Here is a 14176-nt window from a genome sequence, read left to right on the forward strand (position 1 = left end):
CGGTTGGTTTTTTTGCTAACCATTCGACCTGAGGCCACAGGGGGCCGATGGGTTACAGAGAATCTCACGCTATCTGTTGCCACTTCGGGGACCGTTATGAAACAGCTCATGGCAAGGTTTTATCCGCGTGCACGGCATCGTCATTCGCGCGCGCAGTTGCAGAGCCAGATCGACGCATTACATAAGGCGCAGGCGATCATCGAATTCACGCTCGACGGCACGATCGTCGCGGCGAACGATAACTTTCTGGACGCCCTCGGCTACACCCGCGATGAAATCATCGGTCAGCATCACCGGATGTTTGTCGAACTTGCGCAGCGCGAGAGCGAGGAGTACCTGGCATTCTGGCGCAAACTCGGCGCGGGCGAATCGCAAAGCGGCGTCTACAAACGCGTCGCCAAGGGCGGACGCGAGGTGTGGATCCAAGGCAGCTATAGCGCAATTTTCGATGCATTTGGCCGACCCGCCAAAGTCATCAAGCATGCGATCGACGTGACCGAGGAACGCCTGAAAGCCGCGGATATGGAAGGCCGCCTGGCGGCGATCGATCGGGCGCAGGCGGTGATCAGTTTCGATCTGGATGGCATCATTCTCGATGCAAACGATAATTTTCTCGCTGCGCTCGGTTATCGGCGCGAGGATGTCATCGGACGACACCACCGGCTTTTCGTCGACCCCGACGAACGCGAAAGCGAAACCTATCGTCAGTTCTGGCAACGCTTGCGGCAAGGCGAGTACAACGCCGGACTGTTCCGGCGCGTTCGTCGCGGCGGAGGCAGTGTCTGGATCCAGGCGAGTTACAACCCGATCTTCGACATGGATGGACGGCCATTCAAGGTGGTGAAATACGCCACCGACGTCACCGAGCAAACGCGTGCCGTGCAAGCTTTGCAGAGCGCGCTGGGCTCCTTGTCCGATACGGTTCCCGCTATCGCCGGGCAAGCCCAGAGCGCCAACCGGCTGGCGCACGAGGCCAGCAGCAGCGCCAGCACCGGCGGCTCGATGGTCGATCAGTTGGTCGATACCATCAGCCACATCAATCAGCGCGCACAAAGCATGGCCGAGATCATCGGCGTGATGGATTCCATCGCGTTCCAGACCAATATCCTGGCGATCAATGCTGCCGTGGAAGCGGCGCATGCGGGCGAACAGGGCAAGGGATTCGGCGTGGTCGCGCAGGAAGTGCGCGCGCTGGCTCAACGCAGCGCGCAGTCGGCCAAGGAAATACGCGATCTGGTGCAGAACGCGATCGATTCGCTGGCCGATGGCAGTCAGCGCGCTCGCCAGGCCGGAGACGCCATGCATGCGATTGTCGCTTCGGCGGCCGAGGTGAACCAGCGCGTTGCGCAGATCGCCGACGCGGCGCATTCGCAGGCCAGTGGCATTGCGCAGGTCACGCTGGCAATCGACCAACTACGCGCTGGCGCGCCAGCAGGCGCGAGATGATCCACGAAGGCATGCTTGCCTCGGTAGCGGCAAGCATGCTTTCGACCTAGTGCGCGGCCCCTATCGTCACGCCCTTCTTCCTCGACAAACGCGTCTGCAACCGATCCAGATACAGATAGATCACCGGCGTCAGGTACAGCGTCAGGATCTGCGATACCAACAAGCCGCCCACTACCGCCAGACCGAGCGGTCGGCGTGTCTCCGCACCCGCACCGATGCCCATCGCGATCGGCAACGTACCGGCAAACGCCGCCATCGTCGTCATCATGATCGGGCGGAATCGCACGCGGCAGGCTTCGAAGATCGCATCGGCCGGTGAAATATCGCCATGCGACTGACGCTCCAGCGCAAAGTCGATCATCATGATCGCGTTCTTTTTCACGATGCCGATCAGCATCACGATGCCGACGAAGGCGAACAAGTCGAGCGATGCGTGAAAGATCACCAACGTGAGCAACGCACCCACGGCAGCAGCCGGCAAGCCCGAAAGAATCGTCAAGGGATGGATGAAACTTTCGTACAAAATGCCCAACACCAGATAGATCACGAACACCGCCAACAGCAGCAGCAGGCCCATGCCCTGCATCGAATCCTGGAACGCCTGCGCGGTGCCCTGCACGCTACCGGTGATGGTAGCGGGCAGCCCCATCTTGACCATCGCGCCGTCGATCTCGCCGACCGCTTCGCTGAGACTGACGCCGGGCGCGAGATTGAACGATACCGTCACCGCAGGTAGCTGACCCTGATGGTTGACGGTCAGCACCTGCGGTTTGCGCTGGAAGCTGGCAACCGTGTTGAGCGGAATCAGCTTGCCGGTGTTGGAAGTGACATAAAGCTTGGCCAGCACATCGGCATTGTTCTGCATCGGGCGATCCACCTGCAGAATCACCCAGTACTGCGTCGCCGTGCCGTAGATCGTCGAAATCTGGTTCTCGCCGAACGCCGTACCCAGCGCGAGCTGCACCTGCGCCATGGTCAGGCCCAGCGGCGCAAGACGATCGCGATTGACGCTCACGAAAATCGACGGGCTGTTGAGATCCAGGTCGTTGGTGACGTCCTGGAAACCCGGTAATTCAGCGAATGCGGAGGTGACCTTGCCGGCCCAGCCATAAAGCTCGTCCAGGTCGCCCGATTGCAGTGTGTACTGATATTGCGCCTTGGACTGACGGCCACCGACCTGGATCGACGGAGGATTCTGCAGGTAAGCGCGAATGCCCACGATCTTGGCGAACTTGCGCCGCAGCTCCTGGATGATGCCGTCGGGGTCGAGCTCACGCTCGCTGGCCGGCTTGAGCTTGAGCAGCATCGAGCCGTTATTGATCGTGGCCCGCGAGCCGCCCGCGCCCACCGAGGACATGTAGGCCTCGATATTCGGATCCTTGCCGACGATATCGGCAAGCACCTGCTGGCGCGCCACCATTTCGTCGAACGACACGTCTTCCGGGCCTTCGGTGTTGATGCGCAACTGCCCGCTGTCGCCGGCCGGGATGAAGTCCTTGGGCGTGATATAGAACAGCAAGCCGGTCACGCCCAGGCTTATCACGAAACCAAGCATCACCATCCGCGGGCGATTCATGCACCAGCGCAGCGAGCTCGTGTAACCGTTGGTAACGGCGTTGAAGCCACGGTCGAAGCCGGCGATCAGCCAGTTTTTCTTGGTGTGGTCGTGCGCCTTGATAAAACGGCTGCACAGCATCGGCGTCAGGGTGATCGCGATAAAACCCGACAGCCCGATGGCGACGCTGATGGTGACGGCGAACTCGTGGAACAGGCGACCGATGATGCCGCCCATGAACATCACCGGTATAAACACCGCCACCAGCGACAAGGTCATCGAGAAAATGGTGAAACCGATTTCGGCCGCGCCTTTCACCGCAGCCTTGTAAGGCTGCTCGCCCGCCTCCATATGGCGGATCACGTTTTCCAGCATCACGATCGCGTCGTCGACCACGAAACCGACCGCAAGCGTCAATGACAGCAGCGAAAGATTGTCGAGGCTGTAACCCAGGGCGTACATGATGCCAAACGTACCGACGACCGAAATCGGCAGGGCCAGTGCCGGCACGAGCGTGGCCGACAGATTGCCCAGGAACAGATAGATCACCAGCACGACCAGCACGCCGGCCAGCAGCAGGGTGAATTGCACGTCATCGACCGAAGCGCGGATCGAATCGGAGCGATCGTACAGCGTGGCCAGCTTGACCGAGGGTGGCAGGCCTGCGGTAAAGCCGGGCAGCAGCTCCTTGATGCGGTCGACTGTTTCGACCGTATTGGCGCCGGGCTGGCGCTGGATCGCCAGCGTGACGGCACGCTCGCCATTGAACCAGCTCGCGGTCTGGTCGCTCTGCACGCTGTCATAGGCGCGACCGACATCGCCCAGGCGCACCGGCGCACCGTTGCGGTAGGCGACGACGATGTCGTTATACGGCAACGCGCGCATCAGCTGGCCATCGTTGCGGATCGGCAACTGCTGGCGGTTGCCGTAAAGCGAGCCGGTCGCCTGATTGGTATTGGCGTTGGCGATAGCCGTCTGTACTTCATCGATACCGATGCCCGCCGAAGCAAGGCGATCAGGATTGACGTCGATGCGCACGGCATATTTCTGCGAGCCGTACACGCTCACCTGCGCCACGCCATCGACCATCGATAGACGCTGCGCCAGCTGCGTTTCGGCGTATTCGTCGATCTGCGACATCGGCAGGGTCGCGGATGTCATCGCCAGATAAAGGATGGGCGCATCAGCCGGGTTCACCTTGCGGAAGGTGGGTGGCGTGGGCATGTCCGTGGGCAGCTGGCGCTGTGCTGCCGAGATCGCCGATTGCACATCTTGTGCGGCGCCATCGATGCTGCGATCCAGCTCGAAGGTCAGCGTGATCGAGGTGGTCCCGAGCGCACTGGTCGAATTCATCGAGCTGATGCCGGCGATCGTCGACAGCTGCGCTTCGAGCGGGGTCGCGACCGCCGACGCCATGGTCTCGGGCGCGGCACCCGGCAAGCTTGCCGAGATGCTGATGGTCGGAAAGTCGACGTTGGGTAATTCGTTGACCGGCAGTCGCGGATAGGCCGCGACACCGAACACCACCAGCGCCGCCATCAGCAGCGTGGTCATGACCGGTCGACGGATGCACAGTTCGGGCAGATTCATCGCGTCAGCTGTCCTTGGCGACCTGCACCGTGGCGCCATCGACCAACAGCATTTGACCGTCGATCACCACGGTTTCGCCTGCGCTTACGCCCTTGTCGATCACCGCATGCTGGCCACTGATCGTGCCGGTGGTGATATAGCGCTGCTGTACCTTGTTATCGGTGCCGACGATGAAAACGAAGCTGCCCTTGGAGGAGCTTTGCAACGCTTCCACCGGTACGCTGACCACATTACTCAAATGCGTCGTCGGCAGGTTCACCTGGACGAACTGCCCCGGCGTCAATTGCAGATCGTGATTCTCGAAACGTCCCTTGAGCACGATCGTGCCGGTGGTCGTATCGACCGCGTTGTCGATGAAGTCCATCTTGCCCTGCAACGGCACCGTCTTGTCGCCCGGGACCTGTGCCTGCACGGGCACGTCACCGCGCAACATGCCTGCGCGCACCGCGGCGAGCGCGTCTTCGGGGATATTGAAGGCCACGCGCACCGGCTCGATCTGGTTGAGCACCACGATATTCGTGCTGTTTGCCGAAAGCTGCGCGCCGGGCCATACCAGCGGCGAACCGGCTACCGCATCGAATGGCGCGACGATCCGCGTGTAATCGAGTTGGGTCTGAGCGAGCTCGGCCGCCGCTTGGTCGCTCTGCAAGGTGGCCTTGGCGACCCCCAGGTTGGCTTTGAAGGTATCGAAATCGGAGCGCGAGACGAAGTTCTTGGCCAGCAGGTCGGTATAACGGCTCAGGTCCGCCTCTGCCTTGACCAACTGGGCCTGATCGCGCGCCACCATGCCGCGCGCCTGATCGAGCTGGGCCTTGAGCAGGCTGGGATCGATCTGAACCAGCAAATCGCCCCTGCGCACATGCGCGCCTGGCGCAAAGGCCAGTTGCTGCAGCTGACCGGAAACGCGCGGCTGCAAGGTCACCGTCGACCAGGCCTCGACCCGGCCCACCACCTTGATCGACAGGTCGAGATCGCCCTGCACGGCGCGGGCCACCTTGACCGGCACTGCCTGTGCGGCCTTGGCGCCGGCATGGGAGTCGCTCTTTCCCGCCCCCTTACCGCTGCGGACAAAATGAAAACCCAGCGCGCAAACCGCCACGACTGCCAGGATCAACGCAAATTTTTTCCAGGGCATGAGAACTTGGCTTCGCAGGCCCGATGAGGCCGTTAATCGGAAAGAATGCAGTGAATTGATTACAACGTGCCAATTCACCTTTCGTGCACATCTAAGTGCCGGAAAAACCAGACTATGCCGGTAAAAAAGCGGCTATTGACCGGGACTAATGGCACTGGCTTGGAGCACAAACTTTCGTCAGCCCCGCGTCAGTCTGGCGCAAATTCCTTACGATCGTCTGCAGAAGCGATCTAGTTATCGTCAGCCGGAGCGGGCTGGTCCAGCACCTGCAGGTTTTCCTTGATCCGGTTGATCACCGCCATGCACTGCTCCATCTCCTCCAACGCGATGCCCTGCGTGGCATCCCGGCGCAGGCCGCGCGCGATGTCTTCCATATCGGCAATCACGGCACGCGCCTGCTCGGTGGGGTAGAGACGCCACGCTCGCCGATCTTTCGGGTCCGGACGCCGCTCGACGAAGCCGGCCGTCTGCAGACGATCGATGACGCGCCCCACGGCAATGGGCTCCATTTCCAGATATTCGGCCAGCTCGGTCTGACGCAGACCCTCACGGTGATAGAGCATCTTGGTCGCCCGCCATTGCGCGCGGGTCAGACCGAATTTCACGGCACGACGATCAAAGTGCTTGCGAAATAGCAAGGTCACGTCGTTGAGCAGGTAGCCAAAGGAAATATCTTCCGTTTTCGCCATGCGATCGATATCTCAGGTCAGTTCATGGGCCACAGCCCAAGCATAGGCTGGTGGCCGGGAGGATGCACATCCATGTTTATGGACATCGTTATAGCCGACATTACTCAATTGGAGCTCGATGCCATCGTCAACGCCGCCAATCCAGGCCTGCTTGGCGGCGGCGGCGTGGATGGCGCCATTCATCGCGCCGCCGGCCCTGCCTTACTCGAAGCCTGTCGTCGTATCCCGGAAGTAGCGCCCGGCATTCGGTGCCCTACCGGCGAGGTGCGCATAACGCCGGGTTTCAACTTGCCGGCTCGCCATGTCATTCATGCCGTCGGCCCCATCTGGCAAGGCGGCGGCCAGGGCGAGGCGGATGCCCTGGCCAACTGTTATCGTCGGAGCATCGCACTGGCGCGCGAAGTCGGCCTTACCTCGATCGCCTTCCCGGCGATCAGTTGCGGCGTCTACGGCTATCCACCCCACCGGGCGGCTCGGGTCGCGCTATCGGCGGTACACGACACGAGCGACGAACCGCCGATCAGTGTCACCCTGTGCTGCTTCGACGCACGCATGGCAACCGTATGGCGTGCGGTCCAGGCCGACGCGCTTCAGTCCTGAGGGGATGGGCGCTTGTCATCGCCGTGCACGTCGAATGGGTAAAGCGAGGGCAAGCCATTCGTGGATGACGGAGGTGCCAACGTTTTCCAGACAAAGCCGCCGCTGAAACAGGCTGCCAACCCCGCTGCGGAACCCGTCGTTCCATGGGCTGCATAGCGACGCCGCTGGAGCGCGGCAATCGCTTCACGCTGTTCTGCCGAGCCCAGTTCGTCAGCCAGGTCGCCAAGGTTCTGCAATGCAGGACGCTCGGCCTTGGCCCAGGCCATCAGGGCATGCGCCTGTTTCGTGGCATCGCCGCCCTGGGCTGTGGCGATAAACGCCGCGCGAAGCTGACGCGGCGTGGCAAGCGCCTTGTTTGTCCGAGTACCCGCCTCAGAAGCGACAGCGCGACGGCGCAACCACCAGACCAGCACGCTCAGCAGCCACAAGGCGAGACTCGCCAGCGCAATCCAACGCCAGGGCACGCCTGTCGCCGGAGAAGCCGTTTTATCGACAGCTACTGGAACCGGAGCAGTCGACCTCACCGATGACGCTGCCGCCGGCTGTCCCACCGCCGGCAACACCGTAAAGCGCCGCTCCGGCAACCGAGCGACTTCGGGCTGGCCGGTAATCACGTTCCACCAATGAACGGTAATTTCCGGGATCACCAGCGTGCCGGGCCGACTGGGGATAATCGCGAAGCTCTGCTGACGGCGGCCTACCAGCGACGTGCCATCGGAACGGGTGCCATTGAGCGGCTTGTCCGGATAGACATTGGCGCCATCGATCGGCGGCAGGCTCGGTGCGGGGAGCGAGTCGTACGAGGCACCCGTAGCCTGCAGCAACATGGTCAGATTGAGCGGCTGCCCGACATGCATGTCGCCGCCATCGGGAAGGCCTTCGGCAGTGAGCTTGAGATCGCGCACCGGAAGCCAGGTCTGCTTGTCGGCATTGGCCGGAACGCCCTGCACGTTCACCGTCACCGACGGAGTCGATGCAGCGACCGGCTGCGAATTGGGAAAGAAGGTATCCGGATCGTTCATGTCGACCGACTCACCCTGAAACTGCACAGGCGGTATCACCAACTTGCCGGCACGCTGCGGTACCAGCGCATAACGCCGTTCGATCACGTGATAGTGCCGCCCGCCCTGGTCGGTCTCGTAATTGAGATCGTTGCCCAGGCGCTGAAAACTTGCTCCATCGGCCTGCGGGTCGTCCAGTGCGCCCGCACTCAGGCTCGTAGCGAAGTAAAGGCGAAGCACATACTGCAACTGTTGCCCGACATAGCCTTTGGCCGGCTCGACGGATGCTTCCAGATAGACGTTTTTACGGTTATTGGGAGCCGCTACCGGATCGGGCTCATCGACCTCGAGCGAGATCGGAGAGGTGAACAGGCCACCGACACGCAACGCGGGAATCGTCAGATCACCCGCATGTTTTGGCTTCAGAACCAGGCCGATCATCAGCGCCGCCTCCGGATGACCGTTGACAACGGTCAGGCTGGCATGCGCTGAGGAGTTCACTACATCGAAGTCCGGCGCCAGTTCGGCCATATCGACCGGCTGCGGCGTGATAGCGCCCTGGATGCGTATGTTGAGCGTAACGATCTCACCCAGCTGTACGCGGTCGCGGTCCAGCGTGGCCTGTATCGATGCCCATGCCGGCAGGGACAGCACCAGCAAGAACAGGCCGGACAACCAGGTGCGAAGCGTCCTTTTCACTGTTGCTCATCCTCCGTGGAGGCGCCGTGGCGCTCCCGATACTCCAGTTCGAACTTGCGCCGCAGCAGCGCACCGGGATCATCCGGTACGCGTTGCATCGCACGGCGCAGGTCGGCCGGCATTTTCGCTTGCGGATCGTCGTCGGCAACCGCACCCAAATCGTGGCTCTTCGGTGCATCGGGCTGATGCTCGCCCTTGTCTTGCAGGCTCTTGTCCATCTGTTGCTTCAAGGCCTGGCGCGCCTGTTCTTCGCGCGCCTGTTGCTCGGCTTTTTCCTTTGCCGTCTCCGGCTTGGTTTCGCCTTGGCCGGCCGTGTTCTGCTCGGGCTTGTCCTTGGGCTGGTCCTTACCCGAGGTACCGCCGTGTTCGGCATCCTGTCCCTGATCTTGTTGCGACTCACCCTGCTGCTGTTTCTGCTTCGACTCGGAGGACTTGTCGTCGCCCTTCGATGACGATGGCTGTTCCTGGTTCTTGTTGTCGCCCGCCGCGGACTTGCTCGACTTGTCCTTGTCCGGTTGCTGCTGATTCTGCGGTGGCTGTTTGCGCAACCATGCCTCGACCGCATCACGGTTGGCCTTGGCGTCCGCATGCGAGGCATCGAGCTTGAGAGCGCGATCGTAGGCTTCGATCGCGTCCTGATATTTTCCGTTGCGCGCGAGCGCATTGCCCAGGTTGTACTGGCCGTCGGCACCGGACGCGTCTTTCCAGGCATCGGCCGCTGCAGCGTAGTCGCCATCTCGATAGGCGGCCGCACCGCGCCACGCAGGATCCTTTGCGACCTGCCGTGCCTGCTTCGCCTGGCCCTGCTGCAAGGCCTGCGCAGCCTGCTGATCCGGACGGCGCCAAAGATCGTCCCAGCCGTGCGCTTGTGCCTTGCCCGGCAGCAGCGGCACGCAAAGCAAAGGCAGCACCATCAGCCAGCCCCGGCGGAACAACAAGGCGGCGATCGGCAGCAGCAGCAAGAGCAGCCACGGACCCCGGTCCTGCCACGTATCGCCGGAAAGACCATCGGCAAGGATCGGCGCACGATCCACCTTGAGCTCGTCGCTCAATGCACGGACATCCGCCTCGCCGTCGCTCATGACGATATAGCGTCCACCGCCGGCCGCGGCCAGCGCGCCGAGCTGCGCGTCGTCGCGCTTGGCCATATCCATGTTGCCCTGCGCATCGCGCACGAAGCCGCCTTCGGCCTGTTCCATGGGGCCGCCTTGCGGCGTGCCGACGCCCAGCACCGATACATCGACGCCTGCATTGTGCGCACGGCGGGCGGCAGCCAGTGCCGATGCATCGGCCTGGTCGGTCATCAGCACGAGCGAGCCACCTCTGACCTTCGCCTGCTGGATCATCTCCACCGCTCGATCGATCGCCTGAGCGGCGTTATTGCCGTCGACGGGCATCGTGTCGGGGGACAGTGCGGCGAGCAGGTCGGTCAAGCTGTGCTCATCGGTAGTCAGCGGCGCAACGGTGAAGGCTTCGCCGGCGTATGCGACCAGTCCGTTCAGGCCCTGCCGGTTTGCGTTCAGCAGATCCTGCGCCTTGTAACGCGCGCGTTCGAGCCGGCTCGGCGTGACGTCGCGCACCAGCATGTGCTGCGACAGGGAAATCGCCACGACCTGTGCGGCACGATTGGCAAACAGGGGCTCGGCCGTGCGGTTCCAGGTCGGGCCGGCCATCGCCAGCATGCATAGACTCCACGCCGCGGCGCCAAGGCCGATCGGCAACGTGCGACGGCTTGCCTGTCCACTCAGGAGATGCGGCAGCAATTGGGGATCGGCCAGTCGCGAGAGTGCCTGCCGTGCAGGGTCGCGCAGGGCAAACGGCACGAACAACGGCAACGCAAGCAGGCCCAGCAGCCACAGCGGCTGAAGAAAATGAAACTGTCGCAGCGCTTCCATCATGCCGACACCCTCGGTGGCGACAACAGCCGAGGCAGCACGGCGAGGATGCCCAGCAGCAGTGCGGCAAGCAACGGCCAGCGAAACCGTTCGTGGCGCGGTCGCAGACTCGGCCCCTGCTGCGGCATGGGTTCCAACGCATCGATCGTGCGGTAGGCATCGGTCAACGCGCGTGTGTCGGTCGCACGGAAATAGCGTCCCCCGGTTCCATCGGCAATGGAGCGCAACATGTCCTCGTCCAGATCGGCCGATGGATTGATCACGCGCGATCCGAAGAAATCCGGCACGCTCATCTGCGTCGCACCGATGCCGATGGTGTAGACACGGACACCGACGGCCTTGGCCGCGCGCGCGGCTTCGACCGGCGCGATGCTGCCGGCGTTGTTTACGCCGTCGGTCAGCAGAACCAGGACGCGAGCCTGCTCCGGCAACGCCGCGAGACGTTTCGTCGCTACGGCGATGGCATCGCCAATGGCCGTTTCGGTACCGGCAAGGCCGACACGCGCGCCTTCGAGTTGTGCGCGCACGGCATCGAGGTCGTAGGTCAGAGGCGTCACCAGGAATGCGTTGCTACCGAACAGCACAAGGCCCAGCTCATCACCACTGCGGCGGGAAATGAAATCGCCGGCGATCGCCTCGACCGCGCCGAAACGACTGACTGGCCGACCAGCGAGCCTCATGTCATCGGTACGCATGCTGCCGGAAAGATCCACAGCCAGCATCATGGCGCGCCCACTGTGCTGCTGCGCTTGCGGCGGACCGATCCATTGCGGTCGCATCGCGGCAGCCACCAGACAGATCCAGGCCAGTGCAAACAACACCATCCGGCCACGTTGCGGCAATTGCATGGACGTGCTGGCAAGTTGGAGACCCGGATAAGGCAGGCGCATCGCCTGACCAATGCCAGCCGCACGCAGTGCAAGCCGCAACAGCCACGGCAACGGCAGCACCAACGCAACCCATGGCCAGGCAAACTCAGACATGCCGCAGCTCCCTTCGCGCGCGGTCGACATCGCGCTTGCGCAACGCGCGCGCCAGCCATCGATGCATGGCGGCGGTGACGGCAGCCTCGTCCAGTGTCACGCCAGGGCGATACATCGCGGCATCCAGGCTCATCAGCCGATCCAGCGTCGTGTCGTCGACCGCCACCTGCGCCAGCGCGGCACGCCAGGCAGCATCGCGTGCATGCACGCTATGAGCGTCGTACAGGCGCACGGTCTGGCGCAGCAGGCGGTGCATGCCGGCGGCAAAGGCAGCCGCGTTACCCGCGTGGCGGATTGCAACGACATCGATCTGGGTCAGGATCTGCCGGTGACTCTTGTGTCGGCGGCTACTTCGACGCCACCACCAGATGCCCAGCAAAAGGATCAGCGCGACCAGCACAACCAGCCCCCACCAGCCAGGCGCAAGCGGCCACCAGGACGGCGACGGCGGCAGATGGATATCGCGAAGCTGCGGACCTTCCGGCGCCTGCTGCAACGTCATCATGCAGCCCTCTTGCCCGGGCCCAGCAAGGCAACGACAGCATCGAAGGGATCGGCCGTCGTATCCACCGTGCGACAACGCAGACCGAGCGTACGAGCCAGCTGGCTCAGACGCGCCTGCCCCAGGCCAAGTTTGTTCTGAAATTCGCGTTGCTGCCGTTCGGCTTCGAGCACCACTTCGATGCGCTTGCCGTCGTACTCCAGCGGATAGCGCCCGGTGGGCGCCAGCGTCGACTCGAGCGGATCGGCAACGACCAGCATGCCGACTTCGGCGTAGCGAGCCAGATCGAGCAGGCGTCCTCGTAGCTCCACATCACCGTGCCAGCCGTCGCTGATAATCAACACACGGCTTGCGCCATGACTCAATCGACGTGCGCGCACTAACGCATCGGTCAACGATTCTTCGCCCGTCCCTGTGGCGCCACGCCGATCCCACTCGGCCAAGGCACCACAGACCGCCAAAGCGCCACGCGGGCCGCCCTGCGGCCTCAGCATCTGCTCGCCCCGACCGAAGCTTATCGCTCCCACGCGGTCGCCACCGCGTATTGCATACCACGCAGCCAAGGCGGCGGCGCGCGCCGCCTGTACCGACTTAAAGCGCACGCGCGTGCCGAAATGCATGCAGGCATTGTTGTCGATCAGGATCAACAACCGCCCCTCGCGCTCTTCCTGAAAAAGCTTGGTATGCAGCTTGCCGCTGCGCGCAGTCAGTCGCCAGTCGAGCCGGCGCACGTCGTCGCCGGGTTGATAGATACGCGACTCGGCGTAGTCCATGCCGCGTCCATGCAGACGGCTCGATTGCTGACCCGATCGCGACGTGCGCGTTTCCTGCCTCGGCACGGCGAGCTTGGCGACGCGCGCGCGCATCGCGATCAGTTCGGCCAACGACACGCTGACGCGTCCATCGCCATCGATGCGTTGCGACACCACGGCACTCACGGTAGTGGCACGAGATCCAGGAGGCGCGCGATCACCCGATCGCTGCGTATACCTTCGGCTTCGGCCTCGTAGCTCAGCAAGATGCGATGTCGCAGTACTTCGTGCGCGATCGCATGCACGTCTTCGGGCAATACATAGTCGCGCCCGGCCAGCCAGGCACGGGCACGGGCGCACCGGTCCAGCGCAATGGTGGCGCGCGGGCTACCGCCCCACGCGATCCATCGCTTCAATTCGGGGCCATAGCGGCCGGCATCGCGCGACGCCAGCACCAGTTGCGTGATGTATTCCTCGAGCGCCGGCGCCATATGCACAGCCAATACGGCATCGCGTGCAGCAAAGACGTCCGACTGACTGAGCGTAGCCACGCGCGCGGATTGCGGATGCAGGCTGCGCTGAGCCTGTTCACGCGCAAGCCGAAGAATGGCAAGTTCTGCTGCAGCGTCGGGATAGCCAATCGTCACGTGCATGACGAAGCGATCGAGCTGCGCCTCGGGCAAGGCGAACGTGCCCTCCTGCTCGATCGGATTCTGGGTCGCCATGACCATGAACAATTCGGGCAACCGCCAGGTGCTGCGACCGACCGTGATCTGCCGCTCGGCCATCGCTTCCAGCAAGGCGGACTGCACCTTGGCCGGCGCACGATTGATTTCATCGGCCAGCACGATGTTGTGAAAGAGCGGGCCCCGCTCGAACTCGAAGCTGCCCGCCTGCGGACGAAAAATGTCCGTGCCAGTGAGATCGGCCGGCAGCAGATCCGGCGTGAATTGCACGCGGTGAAAATCCGCATCAATAAAGCCGGCCAGCGCCTTCACCGCCGTGGTTTTTGCCAGCCCGGGCGCGCCTTCGACCAGTAAATGCCCGTCCGCCAGCAGGGCCACCAGCAGGCATTCGATCAGATGCGGCTGCCCGATGATGCTCTGCTGCAACTCGTCGCGAAGCTGGGCAAACGCTTGTTGCAATTGGGAAACCGGGCGAACTTGCGGCATATCCATCAGCATTTTCCGATACGTTTTGTGCGGTATTGAGACCACACCATATTTAGGAAGTTTAGCGCTGTATGCCGTAGGTCATGGCCAGGCACCTTGGCGACAACGAAAAAGGCGGCCAACGGCCGCCTTTTTCAACTTGATTAGCGTAGACAGC

General features: G+C 62.8%; 11 protein-coding genes. 2 read left to right on the forward strand and 9 right to left on the reverse strand.

Going from position 1 to position 14176, the window contains the following annotated elements; translation table 11 throughout:
* The first annotated feature begins 108 nt into the window (after positions 1-108).
* Positions 109-1446, forward strand: a complete 1338-nt coding sequence (locus QMG46_RS00535; protein WP_281850467.1) for a methyl-accepting chemotaxis protein — start codon at positions 109-111, stop codon at positions 1444-1446.
* A 46-nt stretch (positions 1447-1492) separates the two neighbouring features.
* On the opposite strand, the gene QMG46_RS00540 is transcribed toward QMG46_RS00535, so the two are convergent.
* The 3 genes from QMG46_RS00540 to QMG46_RS00550 all read right to left on the reverse strand — a co-directional run bounded on the left by QMG46_RS00540 (position 1493) and on the right by QMG46_RS00550 (position 6415).
* On the reverse strand, positions 1493-4591 hold the full coding sequence (locus QMG46_RS00540) for an efflux RND transporter permease subunit (protein WP_281850468.1): 3099 nt from the start codon (positions 4589-4591) through the stop codon (positions 1493-1495).
* Between the two features lie 4 nt (positions 4592-4595).
* Entirely contained in the window at positions 4596-5726 is a 1131-nt protein-coding gene (locus tag QMG46_RS00545; protein WP_281850469.1) for an efflux RND transporter periplasmic adaptor subunit, read from the reverse strand.
* A gap of 230 nt (positions 5727-5956) precedes the next feature.
* Positions 5957-6415 carry a MarR family winged helix-turn-helix transcriptional regulator gene (locus tag QMG46_RS00550; RefSeq protein ID WP_281850470.1) on the reverse strand — a complete coding sequence of 153 codons (459 nt, stop codon included), beginning with the start codon at positions 6413-6415 and terminating at the stop codon, positions 5957-5959.
* 72 nt (positions 6416-6487) lie between these two features.
* Here QMG46_RS00550 and QMG46_RS00555 point away from each other — a divergent pair, with 72 nt between their 5' ends.
* Positions 6488-7015, forward strand: coding sequence for an O-acetyl-ADP-ribose deacetylase (locus QMG46_RS00555; RefSeq protein ID WP_281850471.1), 528 nt, complete (start codon positions 6488-6490; stop codon positions 7013-7015).
* Here QMG46_RS00555 and QMG46_RS00560 read toward each other — a convergent pair.
* The 6 genes from QMG46_RS00560 to QMG46_RS00585 are packed head-to-tail and all read right to left on the reverse strand — an operon-like array spanning position 7006 to position 14025.
* Positions 7006-8715, reverse strand: a complete 1710-nt coding sequence (locus QMG46_RS00560) for a BatD family protein (RefSeq protein ID WP_281850472.1) — start codon at positions 8713-8715, stop codon at positions 7006-7008. The two genes, QMG46_RS00555 and QMG46_RS00560, sit on opposite strands and share 10 nt — an antisense overlap.
* Positions 8712-10613 (reverse strand): VWA domain-containing protein, encoded by a 1902-nt coding sequence (locus QMG46_RS00565; RefSeq protein WP_281850473.1) that lies wholly within the window; start codon positions 10611-10613, stop codon positions 8712-8714. Before QMG46_RS00565 ends, QMG46_RS00560 begins: the two co-directional genes overlap by 4 nt.
* Positions 10610-11593 (reverse strand): VWA domain-containing protein, encoded by a 984-nt coding sequence (locus QMG46_RS00570; RefSeq protein WP_281850474.1) that lies wholly within the window; start codon positions 11591-11593, stop codon positions 10610-10612. Before QMG46_RS00570 ends, QMG46_RS00565 begins: the two co-directional genes overlap by 4 nt.
* Positions 11586-12098: a DUF4381 domain-containing protein gene (locus QMG46_RS00575; RefSeq protein ID WP_281850475.1), complete on the reverse strand. Its 513-nt coding sequence runs from the start codon at positions 12096-12098 to the stop codon at positions 11586-11588. Before QMG46_RS00575 ends, QMG46_RS00570 begins: the two co-directional genes overlap by 8 nt.
* Positions 12095-13033, reverse strand: a complete 939-nt coding sequence (locus QMG46_RS00580) for a DUF58 domain-containing protein (protein ID WP_281850476.1) — start codon at positions 13031-13033, stop codon at positions 12095-12097. Before QMG46_RS00580 ends, QMG46_RS00575 begins: the two co-directional genes overlap by 4 nt.
* Complete coding sequence (locus QMG46_RS00585) at positions 13030-14025, reverse strand: AAA family ATPase (protein WP_281850477.1); 996 nt, start codon at positions 14023-14025, stop codon at positions 13030-13032. The genes QMG46_RS00580 and QMG46_RS00585 overlap by 4 nt, the downstream gene beginning before the upstream one ends.
* Positions 14026-14176 lie beyond the last annotated feature (151 nt).

The organism is Dyella sp. GSA-30 (genome assembly GCF_027924605.1).
In the GTDB taxonomy this organism is placed as follows: domain Bacteria; phylum Pseudomonadota; class Gammaproteobacteria; order Xanthomonadales; family Rhodanobacteraceae; genus GSA-30.

Excerpts from the sequence above, each read along its gene's own strand:
- QMG46_RS00540 (WP_281850468.1), bottom strand. The coding sequence starts at position 4,591 with ATGAATCTGCCCGAACTGTGCATCCGTCGACCGGTCATGACCACGCTG.
- QMG46_RS00545 (WP_281850469.1), bottom strand. The coding sequence starts at position 5,726 with ATGCCCTGGAAAAAATTTGCGTTGATCCTGGCAGTCGTGGCGGTTTGC.
- QMG46_RS00575 (WP_281850475.1), bottom strand. The coding sequence starts at position 12,098 with ATGATGACGTTGCAGCAGGCGCCGGAAGGTCCGCAGCTTCGCGATATC.
- QMG46_RS00565 (WP_281850473.1), bottom strand. The coding sequence starts at position 10,613 with ATGATGGAAGCGCTGCGACAGTTTCATTTTCTTCAGCCGCTGTGGCTG.
- QMG46_RS00555 (WP_281850471.1), top strand. The coding sequence starts at position 6,488 with ATGTTTATGGACATCGTTATAGCCGACATTACTCAATTGGAGCTCGAT.
- QMG46_RS00585 (WP_281850477.1), bottom strand. The coding sequence starts at position 14,025 with ATGGATATGCCGCAAGTTCGCCCGGTTTCCCAATTGCAACAAGCGTTT.
- QMG46_RS00550 (WP_281850470.1), bottom strand. The coding sequence starts at position 6,415 with ATGGCGAAAACGGAAGATATTTCCTTTGGCTACCTGCTCAACGACGTG.
- QMG46_RS00570 (WP_281850474.1), bottom strand. The coding sequence starts at position 11,593 with ATGTCTGAGTTTGCCTGGCCATGGGTTGCGTTGGTGCTGCCGTTGCCG.
- QMG46_RS00535 (WP_281850467.1), top strand. The coding sequence starts at position 109 with ATGGCAAGGTTTTATCCGCGTGCACGGCATCGTCATTCGCGCGCGCAG.